Annotated in this window: 26 protein-coding genes; 15 read left to right on the top strand and 11 right to left on the bottom strand. The window is 54.1% G+C overall.

Annotated features, from left to right (window positions below):
* Positions 1-220: 220 nt before the first annotated feature.
* Positions 221-2254 (bottom strand): peptidyl-dipeptidase Dcp, encoded by a 2034-nt coding sequence (gene dcp / locus UR504_RS01700; protein WP_302234866.1) that lies wholly within the window; start codon positions 2252-2254, stop codon positions 221-223.
* Between the two features lie 142 nt (positions 2255-2396).
* Here dcp and ydfG point away from each other — a divergent pair, with 142 nt between their 5' ends.
* Positions 2397-3143, top strand: coding sequence for a bifunctional NADP-dependent 3-hydroxy acid dehydrogenase/3-hydroxypropionate dehydrogenase YdfG (gene ydfG, locus UR504_RS01705; RefSeq protein ID WP_023292548.1), 747 nt, complete (start codon positions 2397-2399; stop codon positions 3141-3143).
* Positions 3144-3234: 91 nt separating this feature from the next.
* Positions 3235-3921 (top strand): GntR family transcriptional regulator, encoded by a 687-nt coding sequence (locus tag UR504_RS01710; RefSeq protein ID WP_014883681.1) that lies wholly within the window; start codon positions 3235-3237, stop codon positions 3919-3921.
* 33 nt (positions 3922-3954) lie between these two features.
* On the opposite strand, the gene UR504_RS01715 is transcribed toward UR504_RS01710, so the two are convergent.
* Entirely contained in the window at positions 3955-4386 is a 432-nt protein-coding gene (locus tag UR504_RS01715) for a universal stress protein (RefSeq protein ID WP_111965759.1), read from the bottom strand.
* A 287-nt stretch (positions 4387-4673) separates the two neighbouring features.
* Between UR504_RS01715 and ydfZ the strand changes: the two genes are divergently transcribed.
* Positions 4674-4877 (top strand): putative selenium delivery protein YdfZ, encoded by a 204-nt coding sequence (gene ydfZ, locus UR504_RS01720; protein WP_014883679.1) that lies wholly within the window; start codon positions 4674-4676, stop codon positions 4875-4877.
* A gap of 43 nt (positions 4878-4920) precedes the next feature.
* Here ydfZ and UR504_RS01725 read toward each other — a convergent pair whose 3' ends face one another.
* The 5 genes from UR504_RS01725 to UR504_RS01745 all read right to left on the bottom strand — a co-directional run bounded on the left by UR504_RS01725 (position 4921) and on the right by UR504_RS01745 (position 10731).
* On the bottom strand, positions 4921-6384 hold the full coding sequence (locus tag UR504_RS01725; protein WP_320739242.1) for a mannitol dehydrogenase family protein: 1464 nt from the start codon (positions 6382-6384) through the stop codon (positions 4921-4923).
* Between the two features lie 220 nt (positions 6385-6604).
* On the bottom strand, positions 6605-7972 hold the full coding sequence (locus tag UR504_RS01730; RefSeq protein WP_127730647.1) for an MFS transporter: 1368 nt from the start codon (positions 7970-7972) through the stop codon (positions 6605-6607).
* A gap of 72 nt (positions 7973-8044) precedes the next feature.
* The gene (locus UR504_RS01735; protein ID WP_320739244.1) at positions 8045-9064 is read right to left on the bottom strand and encodes a Zn-dependent oxidoreductase; all 1020 of its coding nucleotides are present in this window, start codon (positions 9062-9064) and stop codon (positions 8045-8047) included.
* Between the two features lie 14 nt (positions 9065-9078).
* Positions 9079-10293: a D-mannonate dehydratase ManD gene (gene manD, locus UR504_RS01740; protein WP_320739246.1), complete on the bottom strand. Its 1215-nt coding sequence runs from the start codon at positions 10291-10293 to the stop codon at positions 9079-9081.
* A gap of 111 nt (positions 10294-10404) precedes the next feature.
* Positions 10405-10731, bottom strand: a complete 327-nt coding sequence (locus tag UR504_RS01745) for a YnfA family protein (protein WP_320739248.1) — start codon at positions 10729-10731, stop codon at positions 10405-10407.
* A gap of 152 nt (positions 10732-10883) precedes the next feature.
* On the opposite strand from UR504_RS01745, the gene UR504_RS01750 reads away from it, so the two are divergent.
* Both UR504_RS01750 and speG read left to right on the top strand, forming a co-directional pair.
* Positions 10884-11222 carry a DUF1283 family protein gene (locus UR504_RS01750; protein ID WP_008502414.1) on the top strand — a complete coding sequence of 113 codons (339 nt, stop codon included), beginning with the start codon at positions 10884-10886 and terminating at the stop codon, positions 11220-11222.
* Complete coding sequence (gene speG / locus UR504_RS01755; RefSeq protein ID WP_048030664.1) at positions 11222-11782, top strand: spermidine N1-acetyltransferase; 561 nt, start codon at positions 11222-11224, stop codon at positions 11780-11782. The genes UR504_RS01750 and speG overlap by 1 nt, the downstream gene beginning before the upstream one ends.
* 17 nt (positions 11783-11799) lie before the next feature.
* Here speG and UR504_RS01760 read toward each other — a convergent pair whose 3' ends face one another.
* Complete coding sequence (locus UR504_RS01760) at positions 11800-12510, bottom strand: YnfC family lipoprotein (protein ID WP_320739250.1); 711 nt, start codon at positions 12508-12510, stop codon at positions 11800-11802.
* A gap of 63 nt (positions 12511-12573) precedes the next feature.
* Between UR504_RS01760 and UR504_RS01765 the strand changes: the two genes are divergently transcribed.
* The 6 genes from UR504_RS01765 to UR504_RS01790 all read left to right on the top strand — a co-directional run bounded on the left by UR504_RS01765 (position 12574) and on the right by UR504_RS01790 (position 18243).
* Positions 12574-13362 carry a hypothetical protein gene (locus tag UR504_RS01765; RefSeq protein ID WP_320739253.1) on the top strand — a complete coding sequence of 263 codons (789 nt, stop codon included), beginning with the start codon at positions 12574-12576 and terminating at the stop codon, positions 13360-13362.
* Positions 13363-13493: 131 nt separating this feature from the next.
* Positions 13494-13763, top strand: a complete 270-nt coding sequence (locus UR504_RS01770) for a DUF1161 domain-containing protein (protein WP_021241220.1) — start codon at positions 13494-13496, stop codon at positions 13761-13763.
* Between the two features lie 131 nt (positions 13764-13894).
* Positions 13895-16333, top strand: coding sequence for a selenate/tellurate reductase subunit YnfE (ynfE, locus tag UR504_RS01775; RefSeq protein WP_320739255.1), 2439 nt, complete (start codon positions 13895-13897; stop codon positions 16331-16333).
* Between the two features lie 93 nt (positions 16334-16426).
* Positions 16427-17041, top strand: coding sequence for a Tat proofreading chaperone DmsD (dmsD, locus tag UR504_RS01780; protein ID WP_302234855.1), 615 nt, complete (start codon positions 16427-16429; stop codon positions 17039-17041).
* Between the two features lie 155 nt (positions 17042-17196).
* Positions 17197-17766 (top strand): hypothetical protein, encoded by a 570-nt coding sequence (locus tag UR504_RS01785; RefSeq protein ID WP_249577030.1) that lies wholly within the window; start codon positions 17197-17199, stop codon positions 17764-17766.
* Between the two features lie 252 nt (positions 17767-18018).
* A complete protein-coding gene (locus UR504_RS01790) occupies positions 18019-18243 on the top strand; it encodes a hypothetical protein (protein WP_111965748.1) in 225 nt (74 codons plus the stop codon).
* A 126-nt stretch (positions 18244-18369) separates the two neighbouring features.
* On the opposite strand, the gene UR504_RS01795 is transcribed toward UR504_RS01790, so the two are convergent.
* Positions 18370-20106 carry a SulP family inorganic anion transporter gene (locus UR504_RS01795; protein WP_111965747.1) on the bottom strand — a complete coding sequence of 579 codons (1737 nt, stop codon included), beginning with the start codon at positions 20104-20106 and terminating at the stop codon, positions 18370-18372.
* Positions 20107-20585: 479 nt separating this feature from the next.
* Complete coding sequence (locus UR504_RS01800) at positions 20586-21011, bottom strand: VOC family protein (RefSeq protein WP_302234854.1); 426 nt, start codon at positions 21009-21011, stop codon at positions 20586-20588.
* 257 nt (positions 21012-21268) lie between these two features.
* Here UR504_RS01800 and UR504_RS01805 point away from each other — a divergent pair, with 257 nt between their 5' ends.
* The gene (locus UR504_RS01805) at positions 21269-21817 is read left to right on the top strand and encodes a hypothetical protein (RefSeq protein ID WP_223582071.1); all 549 of its coding nucleotides are present in this window, start codon (positions 21269-21271) and stop codon (positions 21815-21817) included.
* A 107-nt stretch (positions 21818-21924) separates the two neighbouring features.
* On the opposite strand, the gene UR504_RS01810 is transcribed toward UR504_RS01805, so the two are convergent.
* Positions 21925-22761, bottom strand: coding sequence for a MipA/OmpV family protein (locus tag UR504_RS01810; protein ID WP_302234853.1), 837 nt, complete (start codon positions 22759-22761; stop codon positions 21925-21927).
* 203 nt (positions 22762-22964) lie between these two features.
* Between UR504_RS01810 and UR504_RS01815 the strand changes: the two genes are divergently transcribed.
* From UR504_RS01815 to UR504_RS01825, 3 genes are all read left to right on the top strand, one after another.
* Positions 22965-23642: a response regulator transcription factor gene (locus UR504_RS01815; RefSeq protein ID WP_111965744.1), complete on the top strand. Its 678-nt coding sequence runs from the start codon at positions 22965-22967 to the stop codon at positions 23640-23642.
* Positions 23642-25030, top strand: coding sequence for a sensor histidine kinase (locus tag UR504_RS01820; RefSeq protein WP_136194777.1), 1389 nt, complete (start codon positions 23642-23644; stop codon positions 25028-25030). The genes UR504_RS01815 and UR504_RS01820 overlap by 1 nt, the downstream gene beginning before the upstream one ends.
* A 137-nt stretch (positions 25031-25167) precedes the next feature.
* Positions 25168-25647, top strand: a complete 480-nt coding sequence (locus tag UR504_RS01825; RefSeq protein WP_029739386.1) for an RrF2 family transcriptional regulator — start codon at positions 25168-25170, stop codon at positions 25645-25647.
* The last annotated feature ends 47 nt before the right edge of the window (positions 25648-25694 follow it).

Genomic DNA, 25694 nt, shown 5'->3' on the forward strand with positions numbered 1-25694 from the left:
AAAGATTTTTTATTTTTACAATCCAGATCAAAGTATTAATTATTCACTCACTTACAGACTACACTTGGAAATTATATATACCGGTAGAAGCGAGTTTTAATCTCACATTTTTTATTTATAAAGAATGCCTGTTAAAACTTTTTTGCTGAAGCATTTACCAGCAAGATGAAATTAAAAAACCGGGCGTAAAGCCCGGCTCTTTTTTCTGACGAAACTGTCGCTATTCGCTCAACCCGCGATTCTCCAGCATCGGTTCAATCTTCGGATCGCGCCCGCGCCAGCTGCGATAAAGTTCAGCCAGATCCGTGCTGTTACCACGAGACAAAATCGCCTCGCGGAATTTTTGCCCGTTTTCACGAGTTAAGCCGCCCTGCTCGACAAACCATTGATAGCCATCATCCGCCAGCATCTGCGTCCACAGGTAGGCGTAATACCCCGCCGCGTACCCGCCGCCGAAAATATGGGCAAAATAGCTGCTGCGGTAGCGCGGCGGTACGGCGGGCAGATCCAGCCCTTCTTTTTTCAACGCTGCCGCTTCAAAGCCTTCAACGTCCGAAACGGCCTCGCCGATGCCGTGCCAGTTCATGTCCAGCAGCGCGGCAGCCAGCAGCTCCGTCATGTCATAACCCTTGTTGAAATGGGTCGCGTTGAGCATGCTTTCCCGCAGCGCGTCCGGCATCGGCTCCCCGGTTTCGTAATGGCGCGCATAATGGGTAAACACCTGTGGATGGCTGGCCCAGTGCTCGTTGATTTGCGACGGAAACTCAACGAAATCACGCGGCGTATTGGTGCCGGAAAGCGTGGCGAAACGCTGGCTGGCAAAAAGACCGTGCAGCGTATGGCCAAACTCGTGGAACAGGGTGATCACGTCATCCCACGAGAGAAGCGCGATCCCGCCATTCGTCGGTTTTTGGTAGTTACAGACGTTGTAGATAACCGGACGGGCAGCAAACTCGAAGGATTGTTCGACGAAATTCCCCATCCAGGCCCCGCCCTGCTTGGAGTCGCGGGCAAAGAAGTCGCCGTAAAACAGCGCCATGCCCTCACCGGTGTGGTCGAGAATTTCCCATACGCGGACGTCCGGATGATACACCGGGATATCAAAGCGCTCGACGAAGCGAATACCAAACAGCTGGCTGGCGGCCCAGAAAACGCCATCCTGCAGCACGGTATTGAGCGCAAAGTAGGGCCTGATCTGCGACTCATCAAGGGCATATTTTGCCTGGCGCACGCGCTCGGCATAAAACGCCCAGTCCCAGGCCTGGACGGTGAAATCGCCCTGCTCATCGTCAATGACTTTCTGAATGTCGGCCTGCTCGCGTTCCGCGCGGGCGCGCGCGGCAGGCACAATGCCGCGCATAAATTCCAGCGCGGCGGCCGGGGTTTTCGCCATCTGATCGGCGATGCTCCAGCTGGCGTAATCCTCAAAGCCCAGCAGGCGGGCTTGCCGCGCGCGCAGCGCCGTCAGACGAAGGATCAGCTCGCGAGTGTCGTTTTCATCCCCTTTCTGGGTGCGCGTCCAGCCTGCGTTGAAAAGGTTTTCGCGGGTCTGACGATTGCGCAGCGCGGAAAGCGCGGGCTGCTGAGTGGTGTTCAGAAGCGGGATCAGCCAGCGATCGTTCAGCCCTCGCTCCGCGGCAGCCTGCGCGGCGTCCGCGATTTCACCGGCGCTGAGCCCGTCAAGCTGGTGCGCGTAATCCACCACCAGCCCACCCGTTTTATCGGCAGCCAGCAGGCGCTGGTTAAACTGGCTGGTCAGGGAGGCAGCCTCGGTATTCAGTGCCTTCAGCTCGGCCTTTTCCGTCTCATTCAGACGCGCACCGGCCAGAATAAACCGCTGATACGTCTCCTCGACCAGACGACGGGATTCGGCGTCCAGCGCGGCACGGTCCTGCCAGACGCTTTCCACGCGGGCGAACAGCACATCATTCAGCCAGATATCGTTTGCCAGCGCGGCAAGCTCGGTGGAGAACTGTTCTTCCAGCTCCTGTAAATACGGATTGGTGTGCGCGGAAGTCATGGCGAAGAACACGCTGCTGACGCGCGCGAGCAAAGCGCCGCTTTTCTCCAGCGCCAGCACGGTGTTCGTGAAGTCAGGCGCCGCGGCCTGAGAGACAATAGCGTTAATGTCCGCCCGCTTCTGGCGAAGGGCTTCATCGAAGGCTGGACGATAGTGGCTGTCGTCGATCTTATCAAAATGGGGTGCCTGGTAAGGCAGCAGGCTGATTTCAAAAAAAGGATTCGTGGCCGTCATCTTTCGCTCCTGAGTACGGGTATCCTCCCAGAGTAGGCCAGGCCGCCATCCCCTGCAACGCCGTCATACAAATGTTGCCTTAACGCACCCTCTGCGGCCGTGCTATGTTAGTACAACACAAAAAGCGTTGAGGAACAGTGAGATGATTATTTTAGTTACCGGGGCAACGGCAGGTTTTGGTGAAAGCATCACGCGTCGCTTCGTCGCCAACGGGCACAAGGTTATTGCGACCGGCCGTCGTCAGGAACGTCTGCAGGAGCTGAAGGACGAATTAGGCGACAGCATCCTGACCGCGCAGCTGGACGTGCGTAACCGCGCGGCGATTGAAGAGATGATTGCTAACCTGCCCGCCGAGTGGCGCGCCATCGACGTGCTGGTCAACAATGCCGGTCTGGCGCTGGGCATGGAGCCCGCCCATAAAGCCAGCGTGGAAGACTGGGAAAACATGATCGACACCAACAATAAAGGGCTGGTCTATATGACCCGCGCGGTGCTGCCGGGCATGGTTGAACGTAATCGCGGCCACATTATCAATATCGGCTCCACCGCCGGAAGCTGGCCTTATGCGGGCGGCAACGTCTACGGCGCGACGAAAGCGTTTGTGCGCCAGTTCAGCCTTAACCTGCGGACCGATCTGCACGGCACCGCCATTCGCGTCACCGACATCGAGCCGGGCCTCGTGGGCGGCACCGAGTTTTCCAACGTGCGCTTCAAGGGCGATGACGCGAAAGCAGACAAAACCTACGAAAACGCTAACGCCCTGACGCCGGAAGATGTCACCGAAACGGTCTGGTGGGTGGCGACGCTGCCAAAACACGTCAACATCAATACAGTAGAAATGATGCCGGTCAGCCAGAGTTTTGCCGGACTGAGCGTCCATCGCGGCTAAATCAGCCCTTCCCGGCCTGCGGGCCGGGTCTGTTTCGGTCTATAAAAGAATGGTAGTATGTTCAGGCTAACTCTCTGAGAAATGACAACTCATGGCCGCTGAATCGCAACTCAACCCCACCCAGCCCGTAAACCAGCAAATCTATCGCATTTTGCGACGTGATATAGTCCATTGCCTGATCCCTCCGGGAACGCCGCTTTCTGAAAAAGAGGTGTCCGTGCGTTTTGACGTTTCCCGTCAGCCGGTGCGTGAAGCGTTTATTAAGCTTGCTGAAAACGGTCTGATTCAGATCCGCCCGCAGCGCGGCAGCTACGTGAACAAAATTTCACTCTCTCAGGTGCGCAACGGCTGTTTTGTTCGCCAGGCCATTGAGTGCGCGGTGGCGCGCCGTGCCGCAACGCTCATCAACGACAACCAGTGTTATCTGCTGGAGCAAAACCTGCATCAGCAGCGAATTGCGATTGACCGTAAGCAGCTGAATGATTTCTTCCAGCTTGATGATGAATTCCACCAGAAACTGGCGCAGATTGCGGATTGCCAGCTTGCCTGGGACACCATCGAAAACATCAAGGCCACCATCGACCGCGTGCGTTATATGAGCCTCGATCACGTCTCCCCGCCGGAAATGCTGCTCCGACAGCATCATGATATTTTCAGCGCGCTGGAAAAACGCGACCCGGACGGCGTGGAAAAAGCGATGACGCTGCATCTGCAGGAAATTAGCGAATCCGTGCAGCTGATTCGTCAGGAAAATAGCGAGTGGTTTAGCGAAGAGTAATATTCGCCGCCCCTTTCGGACGCGGCGATGGGTTTAGCGAACGACTAACACCGGAATAGTGGCGTAGCGCAGGATAGATTCCGCATTTGACCCCAGCAGATGGGTGCTGATGCCCGGATTTTTCGACCCGATGACGATCGCGTCATATTCCCCTTCTTTGCTCAGCCTGATGATTTCATCGCGGACGTTGCCAAAGCGAACCAGGCTGTCAATTTTCTCCGGCGAAATATCGAAAAGTCTTTTTAACGCGTTCATCTTTTTACCGGATTCCTCCGTCATATACTCTTCGAACTTTTTAATATCGGCGTTAAATCCACGCAGCAGGGATCGGCTGCTGGCCGGCAGAATATTGACCAGGGTAATCGAGGCGCCCTCCGCCTTCGCAAGGTTTGCCGCGTGGCGAACCGCTTTGTCGCTCAAATCCATTTCAAACACATCAACAGGCATCAAAATCTTCTTATACATAAGCCTGACTCCTTATTCCGATGAAAGGGTTATTTCCTGTACCCAGAATGGCATCAGGAATATAAACCAACCCTCAACGCTTCCCTGCTGAAACTATCATTTAATGAAAATAACGGTCTGCTTTGTAAATTGCTGTAGTGAACCGTCAGCGCCCGGCACAATAAAGAAAAAAGTGTGAGTTTGATCAAAAACAAAAACATGTGATGCAGACAGGCGTATTTATATGCTCCGTGAACGGCACCCCTGAAATAACGCCGTAACGAACAGGTTAGAGAGGAGAAAATACCATGATGACATACGACCGTAACCGCAATGCAATCACCACCGGCAGCCGCGTCATGATTAGCGGCACGGGCAAAACTGGCGTGATTAAAGCGATCCACAGCGACGGGCTGGATGCCGCGCAGGTGCGCCGCAGCAAAACGGTTGAAGTGGAAGGATGCGAAGGTAAGTTCGAACCGATTGAGCTGATTCGCCTGGGTATGCACTAAACGGTGCGCGGACATGCCGCCGCGCACGGCGGCATGTGCTGAATTACCGTTGAGACACGTACTGCTCCACGGTCGCTTTCGCTCCCTTTTGCAGCAGCGTCAGGTAGGCCTTCATCACCGCGTCAACAAAGACGGCTTCACGCGGTAACTCCTTGCCAAAGATGGCTTCAAGGCCGAGCAGCGCCCTGACCCGGCTTTCCCCTTCCGCACTGCCCTTCACCGTCGCCTGAATCACAGCCAGCTGCGGGTCGCTTACGTCAATCGCGTTGCCCTGCTCGTCCACGCCGCCGACATAGCGCATCCAGCCTGCCACGCCCAGTGCAAGCAGCGGGAAAGGCTTCTGATGCACCAGGTGCCAGCGCACGGAATCCAGCATGCGCTGCGGAAGCTTCTGGCTGCCGTCCATCGCAATTTGCCAGGTCCGATGGCGCAGGGCCGGGTTGCTGTAGCGGGCAATCAGGAGATCGGCATAACGTCCTAAATCGACGCCTTTGACCTTCAGCGTGGGCGCCTGCTCGTTGAGCATCAGCGCGTGCGCGGCGCGGCGGTAGTTCTTATCTTCCATGCAGTCGTTGATATGCTGATAGCCCGCCAGATAGCCCAGGTACGCCAGGAACGAGTGGCTGCCGTTGAGCATGCGCAGCTTCATCTCTTCAAACGGGATCACGTCCGACACCAGCTCGGCTCCGGCTTTTTCCCACGCAGGCCGACCCGCCACAAAGTTATCTTCGATCACCCACTGGCGGAACGGTTCACAGGCCACCGCCGCCGGATCGCGCACGCCGGTCAGCCGTTCGATTTTATCCAGCGTATCGGGAGTGACCGCGGGCACGATGCGATCCACCATAGTTGACGGGAAGGTGACGTGGGATTCGATCCAGTCCGCCAGTTCACCGTTTACCGCTCGGGCGTACGCGCAGGTGACATTTCGCATCACGTGACCGTTCTCCGGCATGTTGTCGCAGGACATCACGCTAAACGCCGGCAGACCCGCCGCCTTACGGCGCGCGAGCGCTTCCACGACGACACCCGGCGCGGATGTTGGCTGGTGCGGGTTTTGCAGGTCTGCGACGATAAACGGATGATCGAGCATCAGTTGCCCGGTCGCCGGTGAGTGACAGTACCCCTTCTCAGTGATGGTCAGCGAGACAATCGCCACCTGCGGTTCGCACATCGCCGCCAGCACCGTCTCCAGCCCGTCAACCTGCGCATGCAGCGCCTTTTTGACCACGCCCACCACGCGGGAAGTCCACGCATCGGCAGACATCTCCGCCACGGTATAGAGATTATCCTGGGCCTTCAGATCGACAATCTGCTGCTCGCCGCCAATCAGGTTAACTTCACAATAGCCCCAGTCGCTGCCGTGTTCAGCGGCAAGGATGTCGGCGTACACCGCCTGGTGCGCCCGGTGAAATGCGCCGAAGCCTAAATGTACAATGCGTGCTTTGAGGCTGTCGCGATCGTACTGAGGCAGCGTCGCGTTGGCCTGTAATAACGTGTTTTCCATGATTAAGACTCGTTAATTAGAAAGCTGTGGATCGCTGCCGCTCTTTTTGAAGCGGCAGCGCCTGCTGACTACACCAACTAGAATGGCAGCTGGAGTAAAAAGAGAACTGCCATCAACCATACCGATACTGCCGTTTGATTTTTTGATATATATTAACTTTTGCTCATCTGGTGTGACATAAAAATAAAGTTGTGTGACAGGTCACGCAGGCTGTAAACCACTAGCGTCGCGAAGAGACAGCACCGTAACCCACACTCTCTTCTGGCGCAGACTCGGCTGCGTCATGCGCCGCGCTCAAATCACGGTCGCACACTTCCGGCATCAGGATCGCCGAGACCAGCCCGATCGCGGAATAGGCCACCAGCATGGCAACAATGGGCCACCAGGAGCCGGTCATATTGCAGATGATCCCTGCCAGCACCGGACCAAAGCCCACCGCCACCAGACCGCCCGCCTCTTTGGAGATGGCCATACGCGTAAAGCGATTTCGCGAGCCAAACATCTCCGCCATAGTGATATTTTCCAGCGCAAACAGCCCCAGCACGGCGAAGTTATGGATAACGATGATAGAGAGCATGATCGTCCCCGGCGCATAGCTCTTATCGACGATGATCGACAGCATCGGGTAGGCGAGCAGAATGGCGGAGATATTGAGAATAATATACGGCAGACGGCGCCCCACTTTATCGGAAAGCCAGCCCAGCAGCGGGATGGAGATAAACCCGAGAATGGAGCTTACCATCAGCGCATCGGTCGGGATGGCCTTATCGAACAGCAGCGTCTGGACCAGATACCCGGCAAGGAACGTCTGGATCAGACCCGAATTACCCGCCTGACCAAACCGCAGGCCGGTCGCCAGCCAGAAGGATTTGCTTTTCACCATCGAACCCAGCGACGTATCCGGCTGCACGCTTTGTGCGTCGTTTACTTTCTCAAAGACCGGGCTCTCCTTGAGATTCATACGCAGCCAGATGGCGAAGATCATCACCACGACGCTGGCGAGGAACGGCACGCGCCAGCCCCAGGCAATCAGCTCTTCTCGATCGAGAGCAAAGAACATCACCGCCCAGATCGCCGTGGCGCTTAGCGTCCCGCAGTTCGTGCCCATCGCCACCAGCGAGGAGATGATGCCGCGTTTCCCTTTTGGCGCGTACTCCGCCAGCATGGTCCCGGCCCCGGAGATCTCCGCCCCGGCGCCCAGGCCCTGAATGATGCGCAGCGTCACCAGCAGAACCGGGGCAAAAATACCGATCTGCGCGTAGGTCGGCAGGACGCCAATCAGCGTGGTGCAGATCCCCATCATGGTGATGGTGATGAACAGCACCTTCTTACGGCCAATGCTGTCGCCCATTCTGCCGAAGATAAAGGCGCCGACAATGCGTGCGATATAGCCTGCGCCGTAGGTCCCCATCGCCAGGATCAGCGCCATCGCGGCGGACTGTTCCGGGAAGAAGATCTCATGAAAGACCAGGGCGGCCCCCAGCGAGTAAAGCTGAAAGTCCATAAACTCCAGAGCGGTGCCCAGCCAGCCGGAAACGGCGGCTTTCACCAGATCGGAGGTGGTTCTTTGAGGTTGTGCTTGCGTCATAATGGCTATCTCTGAAAGGTAAGATGCGTACCACCAGAGCCTGTCTCCGCAGGCTCTTAACCGCGTATTTGATTATTGGCCGAACGTGAGTAAGACCTTGCAGCACTGCCGCTGGTCTTTTTCAAACAGTTCGATGGCGTCTGTTACATGGTGATAGTCAAAGGTATGGGTGATCAGTTTTTCCGGGTCGATCAGCCCCTTCTTCAGCCAGTCGATGACGACCGGGAATTTATTGGCATTGAGGCGCGAGGAGAAGATCGCCAGCTCTTTGCCGGTGATGCCCTGCTGAACAATCTGGCTCGGCTCGCTGGAAAAGCCCATCAGCACGATGCGCGCTGCCGGAGAGGCCAGGGTTATCGCTTCCTGCAAAATAGCTGGATGGCAGGCGGCATCAATGATTAACGTCGGTTTAATGCCCTTTTCGTCCAGCGCGGCCTGCAGCGACTGCTCGCCGTTATTAAAGACCCAATCCGCGCCGCTGCGCCGGGCCATCGCCAGGCGCTCGTCTATCCGGTCAACCACGATAACCTGCTTCACCTGATAGACGCCTTTCAGCGCCTGCACGGTGACCAGCCCCATCGGACCTGCGCCGTAAATCAGCGCGACGTCCTGCCCGGTGGGACTGGCCTGCCCCGTCACGTTGGCGGCGATGGTGAAGGGCTCAACCATGACGGCGTGTTTATCAGGAATGTCATCCGGAATGGGCCAGGCATTTTGTGCAGGTACTGCCGCATATTCGCTGAAGCCGCCGTCACGGTGAACGCCCAGCACCACCAGCGAGGTGCAGACGTTCGGTTTTCCCACGGAGCACGGGTAGCAGTGCCCGCAGCTGATCACCGGGTCAACCGAGACGCGCTGGCCCAGGCGGGCAGTATCAACTCCCTCGCCTACGGCGTCGATCGCGCCAAAGAACTCATGGCCAATGACGCGTGGGTACTTAGCAAACGGGTTATGCCCGCGGTAAATGTGGCTGTCTGAACCGCAAATCCCGGCCAGTTTAACCTTGACGCGCACTTCGCCTGCGCCTGGTTCCGGGCGTGGCCGCTCTTCAATCACCAGTTGGTTTGGCTGCTGAATCACTACGCTTTTCATCGTTCTCTCCTCGCTTACCAGTTCCACAGCGTGCCGTCTTCGAGACGGGCGACCGGCAGATAGGCCGGATCGTAGGGGTATTTCGCCGCCAGCTTTTCATCAAACTCGATGCCCAGCCCCGGTTTATCCCCCGGATGCATATAGCCGTTATCAAAGCGCCAGCTGTGCGGGAAGACCTCCAGCATCTGTTCGGAGTAGCCCATAAATTCCTGCACGCCAAAGTTCGGCACCCACAGGTCGAAATGCAGCGCGGCGGCGTGGCACACGGGCGAGAGATCGGACGGACCGTGCGAACCGGTACGCACCTGGTAGAGCGAGGCGAAGTCCGCGATGCGACGCATCCCGGTGATCCCGCCCGCGTGGGTAATGGTGGTGCGGATATAGTCGATGAGCTGCTCTTCGATGAGCTGCTTGCAGTCCCAGATGCTGTTAAACACTTCCCCCACGGCAATCGGCGTGACGGTATGCTGGCGGATCAGGCGGAAGCAGGCTTGGTTTTCCGCAGGCGTTGGGTCTTCCATCCAGAACATGCGGAATTCCTCGATGCTCTTGCCGAAGCGCGCCGCTTCGATGGGCGTCAGGCGGTGGTGCATGTCATGCAGAAGATGTTCATTGAAGCCGAATTTACTGCGCACCGCGTCGAACAGCTTCGGCGTGAAATCGAGGTATTTTTCGGTGGACCAGAGCTGCTCTTCCGGCCAGTCGCCTTTGGTCGCAGGCTCGTAGGCCAGCCCCTTCCCTTTGGCCATGCCGTAGGTGGTTTTCATGCCCGGCACGCCGCACTGCACGCGGATCGCCTTAAAGCCCATCTCTTTATGGCGGGCGTAATCTTCCAGCACGTCGTCAATGGTGTGGCCGGTGGTATGGCAATAGACCATCACCCCTTCCCGGGAGGCGCCGCCCAGCAGCTGGTATAGCGGCATGTTGGCCGCTTTGGCTTTGATATCCCACAGCGCCATATCCACGGCGGAGATGGCCGACATGGTAACCGGACCGCGACGCCAGTAGGCGCCTTTATAGAAAAACTGCCAGAGGTCTTCGATGCGGTGCGCATCGCGGCCAATCAGCTGCGGGCAAAGGTGATCCTTCAGGTATGAGGCCACGGAGAGCTCGCGCCCGTTTAGCGTAGCGTCACCGAGACCGACAATCCCCTCATCGGTGGTGATTTTAAGGGTGACAAAGTTCCGCCCCGGGCAGGTAACAAACACGTCAGCCGCGACAATCTTCATAATTCTTTTCCTTACATCGCTCGTTGTGATGCGGGAAATTTACGCAACTACACTACTACCATACAAGTATAAAGATCATAAAATCAGCTAACGGTCACAAAAACCGGGGGCTCAGGCGCGCCCCCATCCCACCACAATAATCAGCATACCGCACAGGGCAATCAGCGCCCCGGCCCAGTCATAGACGCTGAGCTTGACGCCGTCCACGACGCGCAACCACAGCAGCGCTGTACACACATAAACACCACCGTAAGCCGCGTAAACGCGACCACTGGCCGCCGGATGCAGCGTTAACAGCCAGACAAACAGGGCAAGCGCGACGCCCGCCGGGATCAAAAGCAGTGCGCTTCCCCCCTTTTTCAGCCAGAGCCAGGGCAGGAAGCAGCCGATGATTTCGCATAGCGCGGTGGCAAAAAAAAGCAGTGTCGTTTTAAGCATATTTCACGTCAGGTGAGGATTTATTTAACCATCATACCTGATGATGCTCTTTACTTTTCCATACTTGCCCCGCGGGTATGCCGTCATTTCGCATTAGTGTAGAATCTGTACGGGGTAACCTGATTACCTGCACCCATTTAAAAGGAAACGCTATGACCACATTAAGCAAACGCCTTTGTCTGACAGCCCTGCTGGCGCTGTCATCGTTCGCCTTTGCCGCCTCTGCGACAGCGGAAACCAGCAAGCTCATTATTGAGTCTGGTGACAGCGCGCAAAGCCGCCAGAACGCCGCTATGGACAAAGAACAATGGAATGACACCCGTAGCCTTCGCCAGAAGGTCAACAAACGTGCCGAAAAAGAGTGGGACAAAGAAGATGTTGCTTTTGACGCACGCGATAAGTGTCAGCAAAGTGCAAACGTCAATGCCTACTGGGAGCCAAACACCCTGCGCTGCCTGGATCGCCGCACTGGCCGCACGGTAGCCCCGTAATGTCGGTGTCCTGCGACGTCAAACTCCGTCCGCTGGAGCGTGAAGACCTGCGCTTTGTGCACCAGCTCGACAACAATGCCAGCGTAATGCGCTACTGGTTCGAAGAGCCTTACGAGGCGTTTGTCGAGCTGTCCGATCTCTACGATAAACACATTCACGATCAGAGTGAACGTCGTTTTGTAGTGGAGTGTGAAGGTGAAAAAGCCGGGCTGGTGGAGCTGGTTGAGATCAACCACGTTCACCGTCGGGCGGAGTTCCAGATCATCATTTCCCCTGAGCATCAGGGAAAAGGCCTTGCGTCACGGGCGGCTAAGCTGGCAATGGATTACGGATTCAACGTTCTGAATCTCTACAAGCTTTACCTGATTGTGGATAAAGAGAACGAGAAAGCGATCCATATCTACCGCAAGCTGGGCTTTATGGTGGAAGGCGAGCTGATTCACGAGTTCTTTATTAACGGTGAATACCGCAATACCATTCGCATGTGCATTTTCCAGCATCAGCACCTGGCCGGACATAAACCGTCTGGCGCCAGCCTGCTGAAACCGACCGCGCAGTAACCTGCGCGGTTTTATTCTCAGTAGTATTCAATCGTATTTTTGATGGTGTACTTGCGCTCAACGGCGGGTTTGACGCTGTCGTCCGTGATCGTCAGATCGCAGCTCACCGGGTTATTGTGGCGGTCGTAATCGCAGCTCTGCTTCACGTTGCCCAGCGGCTTGTCGTTCAACATGCTCACGGCCGAGTAATCCATTCTTTTGCGAAGATCTTTAGACGGCGTCGACTGAACGGACAGGTGCTGATCCCCGGAAACGGTGGTTTTGCCCAGCGGGTAGCCATCCGCGTCGTAGCGATACTTCACTTCCATCTCTTTGCCGTGCGCCGCCACCACAAAACCGTTGTCGTCGGTATCCCACGTTATCCCGGCTGACGGCAGTTCGGCCAGCTGGCATTTCCCCTGCAACTTCACTTTGCGCTGCTGGGTTTCAGCGTCAAGATAGTAATTGGCATCCAGCACCAGCGCCACGCCGGTGTTGGCCTCCAGGTCGTGCAGCTCCAGCGTATCGAAACACCCTTCCGCCGACACGGTGCCGGTGACGCGTTTGGACACTTCGCCTTTCTCGTTGAACAGCGTCTGGGTAAAGTCTTTGACCGGGCCGCGCAGCGGGTCAAAATCAAACTCGTTTGAAAAACTCGCCATCTCGGGCGTAAACGACAGCGGCGCGGAGCTGTTGTCGCACCCCACCAGTGTTGCTGCCAGTAGCGTTATCGCTGCGTATATCTTCACATTCATTTCCGTACAGGGAGATTATTCCCAATCATATTAGCAAATACAGCGGCTTACGCGATAGTGAAAACGAATCATCTGAACGCGGAGAAAACCGGCTTCGCCCACGCAGACGGGAAACCAGGCTATATTTTATGGGGAACGGTCAACGCTAAAGGATATATTATGACGGGCATTTCAAAAGAGATTGAATATCACAAAATGAACTTCCTGAATCATCCGTTATTTAATTATCTCAATGACGATACATTATCTCTTGATGAGCGCCTGAGGTTTTTACCCTATATTTCACATTTTGTCATGAGCTTTGCCGATATTAATAAATATATTTTGCCGTTTGCGACGCCCGCCAATGCGCTGGAACGGGCAGTGAATACCCATGCGAGGGAGGATGCCGAACACTGGCCCTGGTTTCTAAACGATCTGCAGACCAGCGGGCAAAATTCCGCCGCTAGCCTCACAGAACACCTGAGCTTTCTGTGGTCTGATAACCTGATTAACAGCCGAAAGCTGACTTACCATTTAATTCAGGCCCTTCACAATCAAAGCGCCAAAATGCGTTTAATTGTGATTGAAGTCATGGAGGCAACCGGCAATGCGACATTTGATACGTTGGCATCCATAACAAAGGGCACGGATAAACAGCTGGAATACTGCGGTCATTTACATTTGAGTCATGAGACTGGACATTCAATGGGGAGCGAGGATGAAATTGTAGATACCCTGAATTTAACGGAAGAGGAAAGAAATAAAGCCAGCCAGATGATTGCTGAGTGCTTTAATGCGTTTCATCGTTTTTTTGATGAAATATTTGAGAATGTCTCACCAGAGCATTCTCGTTCGATTAAATGATAGCGGCTCGCCGCGCGGGGGAGCCAGCTACGCGTAACAGCATTAAGATTAATCAGAAAATTACAGATAAAAACATAGACTTACGCCTCCCCTGCTACACTAACTCAACACACAGAGAAAAGGAGCTACAGATGAAACGGTTACCCTGGATTACCGCCCTGCTGTTAATGAGTGCCTCGACGGCCGCGCTGGCGGCACCGGATTCCTGCGAGCGCGTGAAAAGCGACATTCAGCAGAAGATCGTCAACAACGGCGTGCCTGAGTCAGGTTTTACGCTGAACATCGTGCCGAACGACCAGGCCGACCAGCCGGGCACGCAGGTGGTGGGCCACTGCGCTAACGACACGTTTAAGATTTTGTACACCCGCACTGGCAGCGGTGCGGCAGCTGAACCTCAGTAATTGAGCTTCAATCCACTTTGATTTGATAAGGATTAATATTTAGTCTCCCCAAATTAGTGACACTCACCCCATCATTAGCCCGGATATCATTTCGGGAAAAATAATACGCAATTATAATGATGGGGTGAGCCATGTCCGATGCTGAAAATCACGGCGGAATTAGCCGTCGAACTCTCGTGAAATCTACGGCGATAGGTTCTCTGGCGCTTGCCGCTGGTGGGATCTCGCTTCCATTTGGTCTTAAAAGCGCTGCCGCCGCGGTGAAGGGCGCCGTCCAGCCCCCTGAAGATACCGTCGTGTGGGGCGCCTGCTCTGTCAACTGCGGCAGCCGCTGTGCGCTGCGTCTGCACGTGCGTGACAACGAAGTGTACTGGGTCGAAACGGACAACACCGGCGAGGATGTGTATGGCGATCACCAGGTGCGCGCCTGCCTGCGCGGACGTTCAATCCGCCGCCGCATCAATCACCCTGACCGTCTGAACTACCCGATGAAGCGCGTGGGCAAACGCGGCGAAGGCAGGTTTGAACGCATCACGTGGGATGAAGCGCTCGACACTATCACCGCCAGCCTGAAAGACGTGGTGGCTAAATATGGCAACGAAGCGGTGTATATCAACTACTCTTCCGGAATTGTCGGCGGCAATATCACCCGCTCTTCCCCTTACGCTTCGCTGGTGGCGCGCCTGATGAACTGCTACGGCGGTTTCCTGAGCCACTACGGCACCTACAGCACGGCGCAAATTGCCTGCGCGATGCCCTACACCTATGGCAGCAACGACGGCAACAGCACCTCGGATATCGAAAACACTAAACTGGTGGTGATGTTCGGCAATAACCCGGCGGAAACGCGCATGAGCGGCGGCGGGATTACATACTATCTTGAGCAGGCCCGCGAGCGGTCCAACGCGCGCATGATTGTTATCGACCCGCGCTACACCGACACGGCAGCCGGACGCGAAGATGAATGGATCCCGATCCGTCCTGGAACCGATGCCGCGCTGGTGGCGGGTATTGCCTGGGTATTAATCGACGAAAACCTGGTCGACCAGCCGTTCCTGGACAAATACTGCGTTGGCTACGACCAAAAAACGCTGCCGGAAGGCGCGCCCGCTAACGGTCACTACAAAGCGTATATTCTCGGCCAGGGCGATGACCACACGGCGAAAACGCCGGAGTGGGCCTCACGCATCACCGGCATTCCCGCAGAACGCATCGTTAAGCTTGCCCGGGAAATTGGCTCCGCGAAGCCGGCCTATATCTGTCAGGGCTGGGGACCCCAGCGTCAGGCGAACGGCGAGCTGACCTCGCGCGCCATCGCGATGCTGCCGATCCTCACCGGAAACGTGGGGATCAACGGCGGGAACAGCGGCGCGCGAGAGTCGACCTACACCATCACCATTGAGCGTATGCCGCTGCCGGATAACCCGGTCAAAACGCAAATCTCCTGCTTCAGCTGGACGGACGCCATCGCCCGCGGGCCGGAAATGACCGCCCTGCGCGACGGCGTACGCGGAAAGGATAAGCTGGACGTGCCGATTAAGTTCATCTGGAACTACGCGGGCAATACCATCATCAACCAGCACTCCGATATCAATAAAACCCACGATATCCTGCAGGATGAAAGCAAGTGCGAAATGATTGTGGTCATCGATAACTTCATGACGTCGTCAGCGAAATACGCCGATATTATCCTGCCGGACCTGATGACCGTCGAGCAGGAAGACATCATTCCTAACGATTATGCGGGCAATATGGGCTACCTGATTTTCCTCCAGCCCGTGACTGCGCCGAAGTTTGAGCGCAAGCCCATCTACTGGATCATGAGCGAAGTGGCGAAACGCCTCGGGCCGGATATCCATCAGAAATTTACCGAAGGACGCACGCAGGAGCAGTGGCTGCAGTATCTGTATGCCAAAATGCTCGAAAAAGACCCTCAGCTGCCGTCCTATAACGAGCTGAAAAAAATGGGCATTTACAAGCGTAAAGATCCGAACGGACATTTTGTGGCCTATAAAAAGTTCCGCGAAAACCCGGATGCCAATCCGCTGAAAACGCCTTCGGGCAAGATTGAGATTTACTCCAGCAAGCTGGCGGAGATTGCGGCCACCTGGGAGCTTGAAAAAGATGAGACCATCAGCCCTCTGCCCGTCTATGCCTCGACCTTTGACGGCTGGGATGCGCCCGAGCGCGCGCGGTTCCCGCTGCAGCTGTTTGGCTTCCACTTCAAAGCCCGTACCCACTCAAGCTACGGTAACGTCGACGTGCTTAAAGCAGCCTGCCGCCAGGAGGTCTGGCTTAATCCTGTTGATGCCGAAAAACGCGGTATTAAGAACGGGGATACGGTGCGCGTGTTTAACGATCGCGGTGAGGTGAGAATTGAAGCGAAAGTCACGCCGCGCATCATGCCCGGCGTGAGCGCCATGGGCCAGGGTGCCTGGCACGACGCCAACATGAACGGCGATCGTATCGACCACGGCTCATGCATCAACACGCTTACCACGCACCGCCCGTCGCCGCTGGCAAAAGGCAACCCGCAGCACACCAATCTGGTGCAGATCGAGAAGGTCTAAAAAGTGAAGCGCATGACCGTTGTTTATTCTATGGTCTATAAATTGGTTTAACACAGTCGCGCGGGCGAAATCCGCGCGAGCAAGGAAGATGTAATGAAAGACGTCTCACAGCGTGAATCGTTCGCGTTCAGCGCCCGGGTGCTGGGCGCGCTGTTTTATTTTGCACCCGACAGCGAGCAGGCTGCTCCGCTGGTCCAGGCCCTAACCGCGGGCGACTGGGTTCAGGACTGGCCTCTGCTGCCGGAAACGCTGCAGCCCATTGCCGAATCCTTTGCCTCGCCTGCCGACGAGCCGCTGACGGACGCGTGGCAACGGCTGTTTATTGGCCCTTACGCCCTGCCCGCTCCACCGTGGGGCTCCGTCTGGCTCGACCGCGAATCCGTGCTGTTCGGCGACTCGACCCTCGCCCTGCGTCAGTGGATGCGGGAGAACAATATCGCGTTTGAGATGCAGCAGAACGAACCGGAAGACCACTTTGGGACATTGCTGCTGCTGGCAGCGTGGCTTGCCGAGAATGGTCGCGATGCTGAGTGCGATCGGCTTCTGGCGTGGCACCTGCTGCCGTGGAGCACCCGCTTCCTGTCCGTGTTTGTCGACAACGCCGGGCATCCGTTTTATACCGCGCTGGGCAGGCTTGCGCAGTTGACGCTCGCGGACTGGCGATCGAGGCTGCTTATTCCGGTTGCGGAAAAGACGCTGTATCGATAAGGAGTGTGGCTTGCTCGAGGATGGCGGGCAAGCTACGGTCAAAAGAGGAGACTTAAAAAATTTAACTCGAAACAGGAGGCATATTGAATTTAATAATATAAAATAGCTTTTCCTGGTAAGGTCAACACTTTCGTTTGATACATAAAAACAAAACCATGAATAAAAATTATTCCTTCGAAGACAAGCGTAAGAAATTACTTGTTACAGCCGTGATATTGATCGTTTTAGGTGGGTGGCTCTGGTATATGTCATGGGCATCTGGCATCTCCCATAATACAATATTAAAAAAATCCGTTCCTGAATGGATAACATATATTTCTTTTGGCGTTTTGACTGGAATAATTTTTGTTATGCGCGCTTTTTATCTGCGCACTTTCAACAAAACATTTGAATATTTTGCCAATGCTTTTTTTAGCGGCTTTTGCCTTGGGTTTGTATTGAGCTTAAATTGTTATGATATTTATGTCTATCTCTTCCCGGACAAAATAATTGGCTATGAATCTGAATATGAGGTTGTCTTTCCGGGTCCTTCGAGAGGTAAGTATAGCCATTGTGAAGCGGGTCTCTGGTTAAAAGATCAGAACACCAACAGATGGGTTCAGCTCTGTACAAACAAAGAGTATCTGCACAGCCACCGTAAGCAGGGAATGACTGGAGTGTGGGTAACGGCCCGCGTTAATAATATTGGAAGTTACATTGTGAATTATGAGTTTATTTATTTGTAGGCACGACCCTATCTATTTTTGTCCCGGTGAAAATGAATGGTGGCGCTCGAGGTCCGCTCCTTGCTTGTAGCCGCCAGCCAGATACTTCGCACCACAAATTGCGCATTCACAGCGGAGAAACCGGCTATGGGCAGGACCATCTCAAAATCGAATCAGGATAAAACCTCCCGTATACCCACAAATTTAGTGGTAGATACGTGACGACTGTTCATCTATTCTGCTTTTTCAGCGAGCAAGCCGGAGTCATTTTTAATGGATAATCCCATATTTCTGAAAACCATCATTATCTTTATTCTCGTCCTGTGGGTAATAGACGTAGTCAGGAGAAAGAAAAAAAAGCGTTATGACTCCGCTATAGCAGAGGCTAATGCCAGAGAACGCTATGAATGGCGCTATCTCAGATGGGGTTGGCAGGCAATACGAGTGGCGGCGGCAGGGTATATCTTTGTTCAGCTGATTCAGTTTTTACTGAGATAGATGGAAGAAGAAGGTAAAACGGGCAAGGAACATCTCACTGTCCAGGCCAACAGTAGTTGAGCCTCGGTGGAAGAAATTGTGAGCGTTCCCTGCTCCCTGCCTGCGAGTAGCATGCGTTACAAGCCTTTAACCAGTATTTGGTTGTGTATCACCGACTGATTCCCCCTCACTCGCACTCTCTTTACTTTGAATGAACCGAAGTGCCAGGTAGAGGTCTGGCGCCAGAATCATGTCATCATCATTCATTGTTGGCCGACTCTCTTTAAACCAGCGGGTTAACTCCGTTTTCCTGCCCGCGAGGATTAATTTAATCTGTCGACCTTTCAGATCGCGCTTTAACTCATTAATGGTTGCCAGAACGCTGATGTCTGAATAGGTGAAGCAGGCAACGGCATCAATGACCACCCATTTAGGCTGTAAGGCTGCCCCATCAACCAGGTTCAAAACCCGACGTTTAAAATAAGCCACGTTAAAATAGGTCAACGGCGAGTTAAATCGATACATCAGCACGCCCGGGACCATTTTAATATCGTTAGTATTTCCTAATGAGTGAATCATTCCATCGTCGTCAGTGCCCAGCAGGTGCTCAGAGGGACGAAACACTGTACGAAGGAATTGTAATAACCCAAGCAACACCGCAAGGCCGATCCCCTGGATAACGCCGATAATTAAAACGCAGCCAAACGTGAAAAAGGCCAGACGAAATGCCTGCTTATTTCTGCGCCTCAGGTTCCATAGTCCACGTAAATCAATTAATGACCACGAGGCATACATTAGAACTATACCTAACGCAGATACCGGAATGTATTGTAATGGCTGAGTGAAAAACACCACGACAATACCAATGATCAAAGCTGCGACCACCGAAACCAGCTGGCTTTTCCCCCCAACTGAATCATTAACTGCGGTCCGGGAATCGGCGCCACTGATTGCAAACCCCTGAGATAATCCCGACATAATATTCGCAATACCCAGTGCTCTGAACTCTGCATCAGCATTAATTTCATAGCCATTTTTCGCGGCGAAACTGCGGGCGGTCAGCATCAGGCTGACAAAACTGACCAACGCCAGGTTCAGCGCCGGGATCACTAAATCACGCATCGGACCGGGCTGGAACGCCCCCCAGTTAACGACGGGTAAACCGGGCTGGAAGCCTTCACCCCCAATCGTGGCAATTCCATACTGTTGCGCAGAGGTCACCCATACCAGCGCCGTTGTTATCACAATAGCAATTAAAGGCGCTGGCCACTGGCTGCGATACGTTTTAATCGCCATTAAAATAATTAACGTAAAAAGGGATATCCCTACGGTTAATAAATGGCTATCTGAAAGTCGGCCTGGCAAGGCGATTATTTTTTCAATAACCTGCGCCTCATCAAGCTTAATCCCCAACACCTTGCCTAGTTGCCCGACAATAATCGTCACCGCTACGCCGTTAAGCAGGCCGGTAAGAATGGGATGAGAAAGCAGATCGGCAAGTGCGCCCAGGCGGAATTTACTGGCAAGCAGGCACCACCCGCCCATCATCAATGTCATGATAATTGTCAGCTGCCAGTGTAGTTCGGGATTCCCCGCAGAAAGCGGAAACACGACGGCCGCAATCACCGCGCATGTCGTTGCATCTGGGCCCACAATAAGCTGGCGTGAAGAGCCAAACAGTGCGTAAGCTATCATTGGTAAAACGCAGGAATAGAGCCCTACAATTGCCCCAACACCCGCCAGCTCAGCGTAAGCAATTGCAACAGGTAGCGCTACAGCCGCAACGGATAATCCGGCTTTAACATCATGTTTTAGCCAGCTTTTATCGTAGGCTAACAAATTCTGTAAACCTGGCATGTAGTTTAACAATAGTTTTCCGAACACATTCTTCTCCGGACAGGGATATTTGCCACGTCATGCTGGCACACTTCTCAGTGAGGTTCTGGCTTTCAAATGCTCCGGACTGAGGCCGCCGGATCTCAGTTCCTGATAAAACTACAGCCATCGTACTTTTCTGACTGGTATTAAACATAGTTCATAAACTACCCCTTAGCCGGGGTTGGCCTGGCCGGACGCTGCAGTGCTGCACGCTGGCAATCTCACCTTCTCTCATATCGTCTGGAATAGCGATGTCATAGAGTCGAGAAAACTATAGTCATGAGCCTATGAATCTATGATACATACGTCAGACAGATCGGCGAGTATAAAAGGCCAGCGTCCACTCCTCGCTCAAAACTGCTTCAGCAACTATGGAACAACAGCGTTATTTTCACAATTTGCGGTAGACACCTTTATTGATAAAGCTTTATTGCACGGCTGATTTCGTCACCGCTAAACATCCCAAAATTTCATCCATGGAGTAACTATTGTTCCTTTGAATTTTCATCTGCTTCCGGCGAATAGTGCTGAAAAACACATGCCAGCTTATTCCCGTCAGGATCGCGAAGATAGGCAACATAAAAATCGGGGCCGTACGCGGTTCGTGTCCCTGGCGCGCCTTCATTTTTCCCTCCTGCAAGAAGTCCTGCTGCATGGAAACGTCTGACAAGGTCCGCGTTATCTGCACGGAATGCGAACATTGTCCCGTTTCCCACCGTTGCGGGATGCCCGTCAAAAGGAGGGCAAATACAGAAGCTGAATCCCTCATCCGGATGATTTTCATCTCCCCACATTGCCCAGTTCTCTGTCCAGGCAGGCAAACGTGAATAGCCAAGCACGTTAAAAACAGCGTCATAAAACGCCACGGAGCGCTGAAGGTCATTAGTACCTATGGTGATATATGTCAGCATCTTGTCACCTCCTCTTTGCCGTTTATCTGAGCAGACATTATACCTGGGGCTATGAATTAAGGGGCCATAAAAAAGCGGATTTTGAGCATTGTAAGCGTGTGGGCGAAATGGTTTGCTGAACATGTTCTGTAAGGCGATCTCATCCCCCGCCCCATTACGTGAGTATCTCAAGTTTCCGTATATATGCTAAAATTTTTGCAACTGCAGATCGAAAATCACCCTTTAAAATTTCAGTACGTTAGCCAAAGCGAGCGAATATGGATAATATTCCACATAAGCAGATAGTCCTGAAAAGATACCCCGCATGGCTTTGGTGCGGAAGTTTTTATCTGGCGACATTGAATTGCTCTGCAGATGAAATAAATCTGTATTCAATTAACACTGGCTCATACGTTTATCATCTGACAAATAATCACGGACAATACACGGAGAACTTTGAAAACAAGTTTATATCCGTGGAGCGGAAATTCTCGGATACGTCGAAATATAGTGTTGTGCTAGGCACAATGAAAAACAGCTTTAATGACAGATGTCTGGCCGCCGGTGTAAGAAGAGACTGGGCTGGATGGAATAACGGTTGGGTTTTTAAGGGAATCTATGGATATGTAGGCGAATTTTTCTTTGATACTTTCGATGATTGTGGCGACCATGGTTCATACCATGATTTTAAAAAAGTAACAGGGATAGGTTTTTCTCCCTACATATATCATGGATTTCAGTATAATTTTACGTCTTATTTTGGTATGGATGTGGGTATTATCATCCCCTCCGTTTTTGTCATCACGGCCCAATGGAGCTTTAGATAAATCCGTCAACCATGTGTGCAGTGCTGTAACTGTCTGTAAGGGAAACCGCCCCACCGTCTCAACCGGAGGGGCTTAAATTACCGCTGGTGCACGCTCAAAACCACAAGCTAAAAACTATACGTCACCTTCAAACTCCCCGTGGGTGACGTTTTGCGTTGCACGATCGGGCTGTCCGCTGCATCCCCCGTCAGCTGCGTCACACCCGCTGAGGCAAGTACGCTCCAGCGCGAGGAGAGCTTGTGGGTCCAGTCAAGGTTCATCGACCAGGCATAAATCCCGGCCCCGGCGTCATGTCGGGCAAAACCCGATGCGGCCGATTGGGCGGCGTTTACCCCGTAGTACGTCTGCATATACTTGTCCGATCCCCAACTGCCGGTCAGCGCCAGCGCCACCTCATTTTTTGGTGAGGTGTAGAACGGGCTGGAAATGCCAAAATGTACCGCTTCACCGTTGTCTCTTTCAGAAACCGGTACCTCAGCCTGCAGCTGCAGGTGAAGCCAGTCGGTCACCTTGTACTCAAGCCCGGGCACCACGATAGCCGAGCCTTTAATCTCCCCCATTCCTCGCAGCTCGTCGCTGCCGGTGCCGATCGAATCGCTGCTCACGTCTTTATCTTTACGGCCCGTTCTATAGCTCAGCGCTGCGCTGTAGTCCAGGTTGCCGATGTTGTTACCGTAACCGATCCCTCGCGTGGTGCCGATAAAGAAGCCATTTTCCATGGAATAATCCACTACCTGAGCCGCTGAGACGCGGGTTTTATCTGAACCCGAATAGCGTGGTCCTACGTCCACGCCGCCCCCCAGGGTTAAGACGTTACCCTGCCGCTGTTCTCCCGCCAGTACAGGCGTAGCCAGTAACGCCAGAACGACGCCCGGGACGATGGTTTTCAGGCAGCGGCCCGAAAGTAAATGAGGGAACGTATGACACAGTTCGATGTTTCTCATTAAGGAAGTCCTTATGGATTCAAATGATGACGATGCATGCGGTTAACCGCCAGAACGCCCATTTTGAATACTCACCCTAAGGTTCTTATGAGCCGAAAATGAAGAAACGCTGAAGCGCAAGCAGGTGCTGTAAACCAGGCTGATTTCCTGATACCGTTTTTTTCTTAAGATGTTCTTCATTCACGGTTGATACCGTTACCAATGTGAAAATTCTACTAATCGAAGACGACCTGGATCTCGGCAATGGCGTACGTATCGCTCTCTCAGATCAAGGGTTTGACGTCATATGGGTTCGCCGTAAAGAGGATGCGCTGCATCAGCTTGACGTCTGCGTGCCGGAACTTATTTTGCTCGACCTCGGCCTGCCCGACGGAGATGGCATGAGCCTTATGACGCGTTTGCGTCAGCAGCTCAAGGGGATCCCGGTCATCATCCTGACGGCGCGAGGGACATTGCAGGATCGCCTGCGGGGGTTGGATGCCGGCGCGGACGACTATCTCGTCAAACCTTTTATTCTCGCCGAGCTGCTGGCGCGAGTGAGGGCTCTTGCACGGCGCAGCTACGGTTTTGAGAATGAGGCGATAGAAATTCGCGGGCTCTCTCTTCATATACCGACGCGTCGCGTGACGGTGAGCGCGCGCCATATCGATTTAACGGCCAGTGAATACGCGCTGCTGGAGACGTTGATGCTGCGCGCGGACCGCGTGCTGACCCGGCGGTTTCTGGAAGAAAGGATATTCGGCAACAAAGAGAACCTCAGCAACGCGCTCGACGTGCATATGGGAAATTTACGGCGAAAAATCGGCGACGGCTATGTGCGAACGGTCCGGGGCGTCGGGTACGTTATTGATACCGTCTCAATACAGAAGGTGACCGGTTGATGCAAAACGTCTGGTATCACCTGAGGCGACCGACGCTGGTACGGCGAATTATCATCGCCCAGATGCTGCTGCTTACCCTGCTGTGGTGTCTTTTTTTAACCTTCATTCTGTGGGAGGACCTGCGTAGCCCTCCTATCATCACGGGCAGCAAAACGTACGAAACCGTTTTTACCCTGGCTGAGCGTATGGACGGGCGCCCGCAGGACCGTACCGCCGTGCTGGAGGCCTTCAGCAAGGCGCTGCGTGAAGGTTACGGCGGAGGGGAAGATCCCCTGCTGTCGATTAACCTCATCGTTCGCAAAAATAATACCGTTATTTTTTCATCCGACGGAGCACCCGCAGGGGTAACAAATACCCGACAAGGTGAAATGGAGCACGTTCAAAGTGAGGGTCGCATCTGGACCAGCCGAACCCTGAAATCGCCCCACTCCGACGTGGAGGTAACCCTTTTCACCCCTGCCAGCGGCTGGAACTTCTTTATCTACCTGAACTCGCGCGGATACTACATTCTGCCGCTGCTGGTTTGTTTCCCTTTTCTGCTGTTTCCCGCATGGCTCTCCATCCGCATTGCGATGCGTCCGTGGAATAAGGTGGTCAATGAAATTACGTTACGCACGCCGGACGATCTCTCTCCGTTAAAAGCCGTACCGAAGCACAGAGAGCTTCGCCAGATGGTGGACGCGATCAATGACTTCCTTGCCCGGGTGCGAGAAAGCGCGGAAAGGGAGCGGGTTTTCATCGCGGATGCCGCACACGAGCTGCGTACGCCCCTCGCGGCGATGCGCATCAACGTGGAGGCGCTGCAGTCCTGGGTCATCAGCGAAAGCCAGCAGGAGCTGCTTGCCGGCGTGATCCGCAGCAACAGCCGCGCCGCGCGTCTCGTCAATCAGCTTCTGCTGATGATGCACAGTGAAGCGAGTATTGATACGGTCATGGAGCCCGTGCCGCTGACGACGCTCGTCCAGGAGCGCATGGCCGAGCTGGAACCCTTAGCGTCTGCGCGCAGGATCGAGCTGGAATTCTTTGCCGAGGATGAAGTCTGGATCCCCGGCGCCAGGGAACGCCTGGTGTCGTTGATTGATAATCTCATTGAGAATGCCGTGAAGTACAGCCCCGAGGGCGGGCGGATTCAGGTCGACGTGCGGGCGGGCGATCGCGTCGTCCAGCTGCGCGTCTCCGATGCGGGCCCGGGTATTCCTGTCGAGCTGCAGGAGCGCGTGTTCGACCGCTTTTTCCGCGATCCTAATCAGGTGCAGAGCGGCAGCGGGCTGGGGCTTGCCATCGTTAAAGCGGTGGCGCAGCAACACAACAGCAGCGTAAACCTGACAACCTCTGCAGAAGGTGGCCTCCTGGTGACGGTAGACTTCCCGAACCGCACGTTTAGCTAAAGCAGAACAGGGGGTTTGATCGCAAATGCCGCAGATTGCTTCAAAAAAATTACCGTGTTTGTTATATTGTTGTTTATTGCTTATTCACCTCTGCGGTGCCAAAAAGAACAAGATTCACCGCAACCCAGGACAGAGAAATGTTAGATTACCGCTTCCCGACAGCTTTGCAGATGGTTCTCAGCGTAGCGATGGCGGAGCAATTGGGTGAACGTTCGACGAGTGCGATTCTGGCCTACGGTCTGGAAGCGAACCCGAGCTTCATCCGCAAATTGATGGTTCCGCTGACGCGAGATGGCATTATCGTCTCAACGCTTGGCCGTAACGGCTCCATTCATCTTGGTCGCCCGCCGGAAGAGATCACCCTGCGCGACATCTACCTTTCGGTCATCGAAGATAAAAAGCTGTGGGCCTCCCGCCCTGACGTGCCGGCCCGCTGCGTGGTCAGCGCCAACGCCTGCTGGTACTTCAAATCAATTTCTGAAGAAGCCGAAGAGGCTTCGTTAGCAGTACTGGCCCGCCATACCGTGGCAAGCGCCCTGGAAGCAGTGAAAAACGCCGACAGCAGCGGATGGGATCCACTCCCCGACCTTATTGCCCAGTATCAAAAAACGTCATAACGTTTTACCTGATGCGAAAAAAAACCGCCTTCACTATGAAGGCGGTT

The organism is Enterobacter sp. 241F3 (assembly GCF_034106785.1).
GTDB lineage: Bacteria > Pseudomonadota > Gammaproteobacteria > Enterobacterales > Enterobacteriaceae > Enterobacter > Enterobacter vonholyi.

Excerpts from the sequence above, each read along its gene's own strand:
- speG (WP_048030664.1), top strand. The coding sequence starts at position 11,222 with ATGTCGGTGTCCTGCGACGTCAAACTCCGTCCGCTGGAGCGTGAAGAC.
- UR504_RS01805 (WP_223582071.1), top strand. The coding sequence starts at position 21,269 with ATGGATAATATTCCACATAAGCAGATAGTCCTGAAAAGATACCCCGCA.
- UR504_RS01750 (WP_008502414.1), top strand. The coding sequence starts at position 10,884 with ATGACCACATTAAGCAAACGCCTTTGTCTGACAGCCCTGCTGGCGCTG.
- UR504_RS01825 (WP_029739386.1), top strand. The coding sequence starts at position 25,168 with ATGTTAGATTACCGCTTCCCGACAGCTTTGCAGATGGTTCTCAGCGTA.
- ydfZ (WP_014883679.1), top strand. The coding sequence starts at position 4,674 with ATGATGACATACGACCGTAACCGCAATGCAATCACCACCGGCAGCCGC.
- ynfE (WP_320739255.1), top strand. The coding sequence starts at position 13,895 with ATGTCCGATGCTGAAAATCACGGCGGAATTAGCCGTCGAACTCTCGTG.
- manD (WP_320739246.1), bottom strand. The coding sequence starts at position 10,293 with ATGAAGATTGTCGCGGCTGACGTGTTTGTTACCTGCCCGGGGCGGAAC.
- UR504_RS01715 (WP_111965759.1), bottom strand. The coding sequence starts at position 4,386 with ATGTATAAGAAGATTTTGATGCCTGTTGATGTGTTTGAAATGGATTTG.
- UR504_RS01745 (WP_320739248.1), bottom strand. The coding sequence starts at position 10,731 with ATGCTTAAAACGACACTGCTTTTTTTTGCCACCGCGCTATGCGAAATC.
- UR504_RS01810 (WP_302234853.1), bottom strand. The coding sequence starts at position 22,761 with ATGAGAAACATCGAACTGTGTCATACGTTCCCTCATTTACTTTCGGGC.
- dmsD (WP_302234855.1), top strand. The coding sequence starts at position 16,427 with ATGAAAGACGTCTCACAGCGTGAATCGTTCGCGTTCAGCGCCCGGGTG.
- UR504_RS01820 (WP_136194777.1), top strand. The coding sequence starts at position 23,642 with ATGCAAAACGTCTGGTATCACCTGAGGCGACCGACGCTGGTACGGCGA.
- UR504_RS01770 (WP_021241220.1), top strand. The coding sequence starts at position 13,494 with ATGAAACGGTTACCCTGGATTACCGCCCTGCTGTTAATGAGTGCCTCG.
- ydfG (WP_023292548.1), top strand. The coding sequence starts at position 2,397 with ATGATTATTTTAGTTACCGGGGCAACGGCAGGTTTTGGTGAAAGCATC.
- UR504_RS01800 (WP_302234854.1), bottom strand. The coding sequence starts at position 21,011 with ATGCTGACATATATCACCATAGGTACTAATGACCTTCAGCGCTCCGTG.
- UR504_RS01730 (WP_127730647.1), bottom strand. The coding sequence starts at position 7,972 with ATGACGCAAGCACAACCTCAAAGAACCACCTCCGATCTGGTGAAAGCC.
- UR504_RS01785 (WP_249577030.1), top strand. The coding sequence starts at position 17,197 with ATGAATAAAAATTATTCCTTCGAAGACAAGCGTAAGAAATTACTTGTT.
- UR504_RS01710 (WP_014883681.1), top strand. The coding sequence starts at position 3,235 with ATGGCCGCTGAATCGCAACTCAACCCCACCCAGCCCGTAAACCAGCAA.
- dcp (WP_302234866.1), bottom strand. The coding sequence starts at position 2,254 with ATGACGGCCACGAATCCTTTTTTTGAAATCAGCCTGCTGCCTTACCAG.
- UR504_RS01790 (WP_111965748.1), top strand. The coding sequence starts at position 18,019 with ATGGATAATCCCATATTTCTGAAAACCATCATTATCTTTATTCTCGTC.
- UR504_RS01735 (WP_320739244.1), bottom strand. The coding sequence starts at position 9,064 with ATGAAAAGCGTAGTGATTCAGCAGCCAAACCAACTGGTGATTGAAGAG.
- UR504_RS01725 (WP_320739242.1), bottom strand. The coding sequence starts at position 6,384 with ATGGAAAACACGTTATTACAGGCCAACGCGACGCTGCCTCAGTACGAT.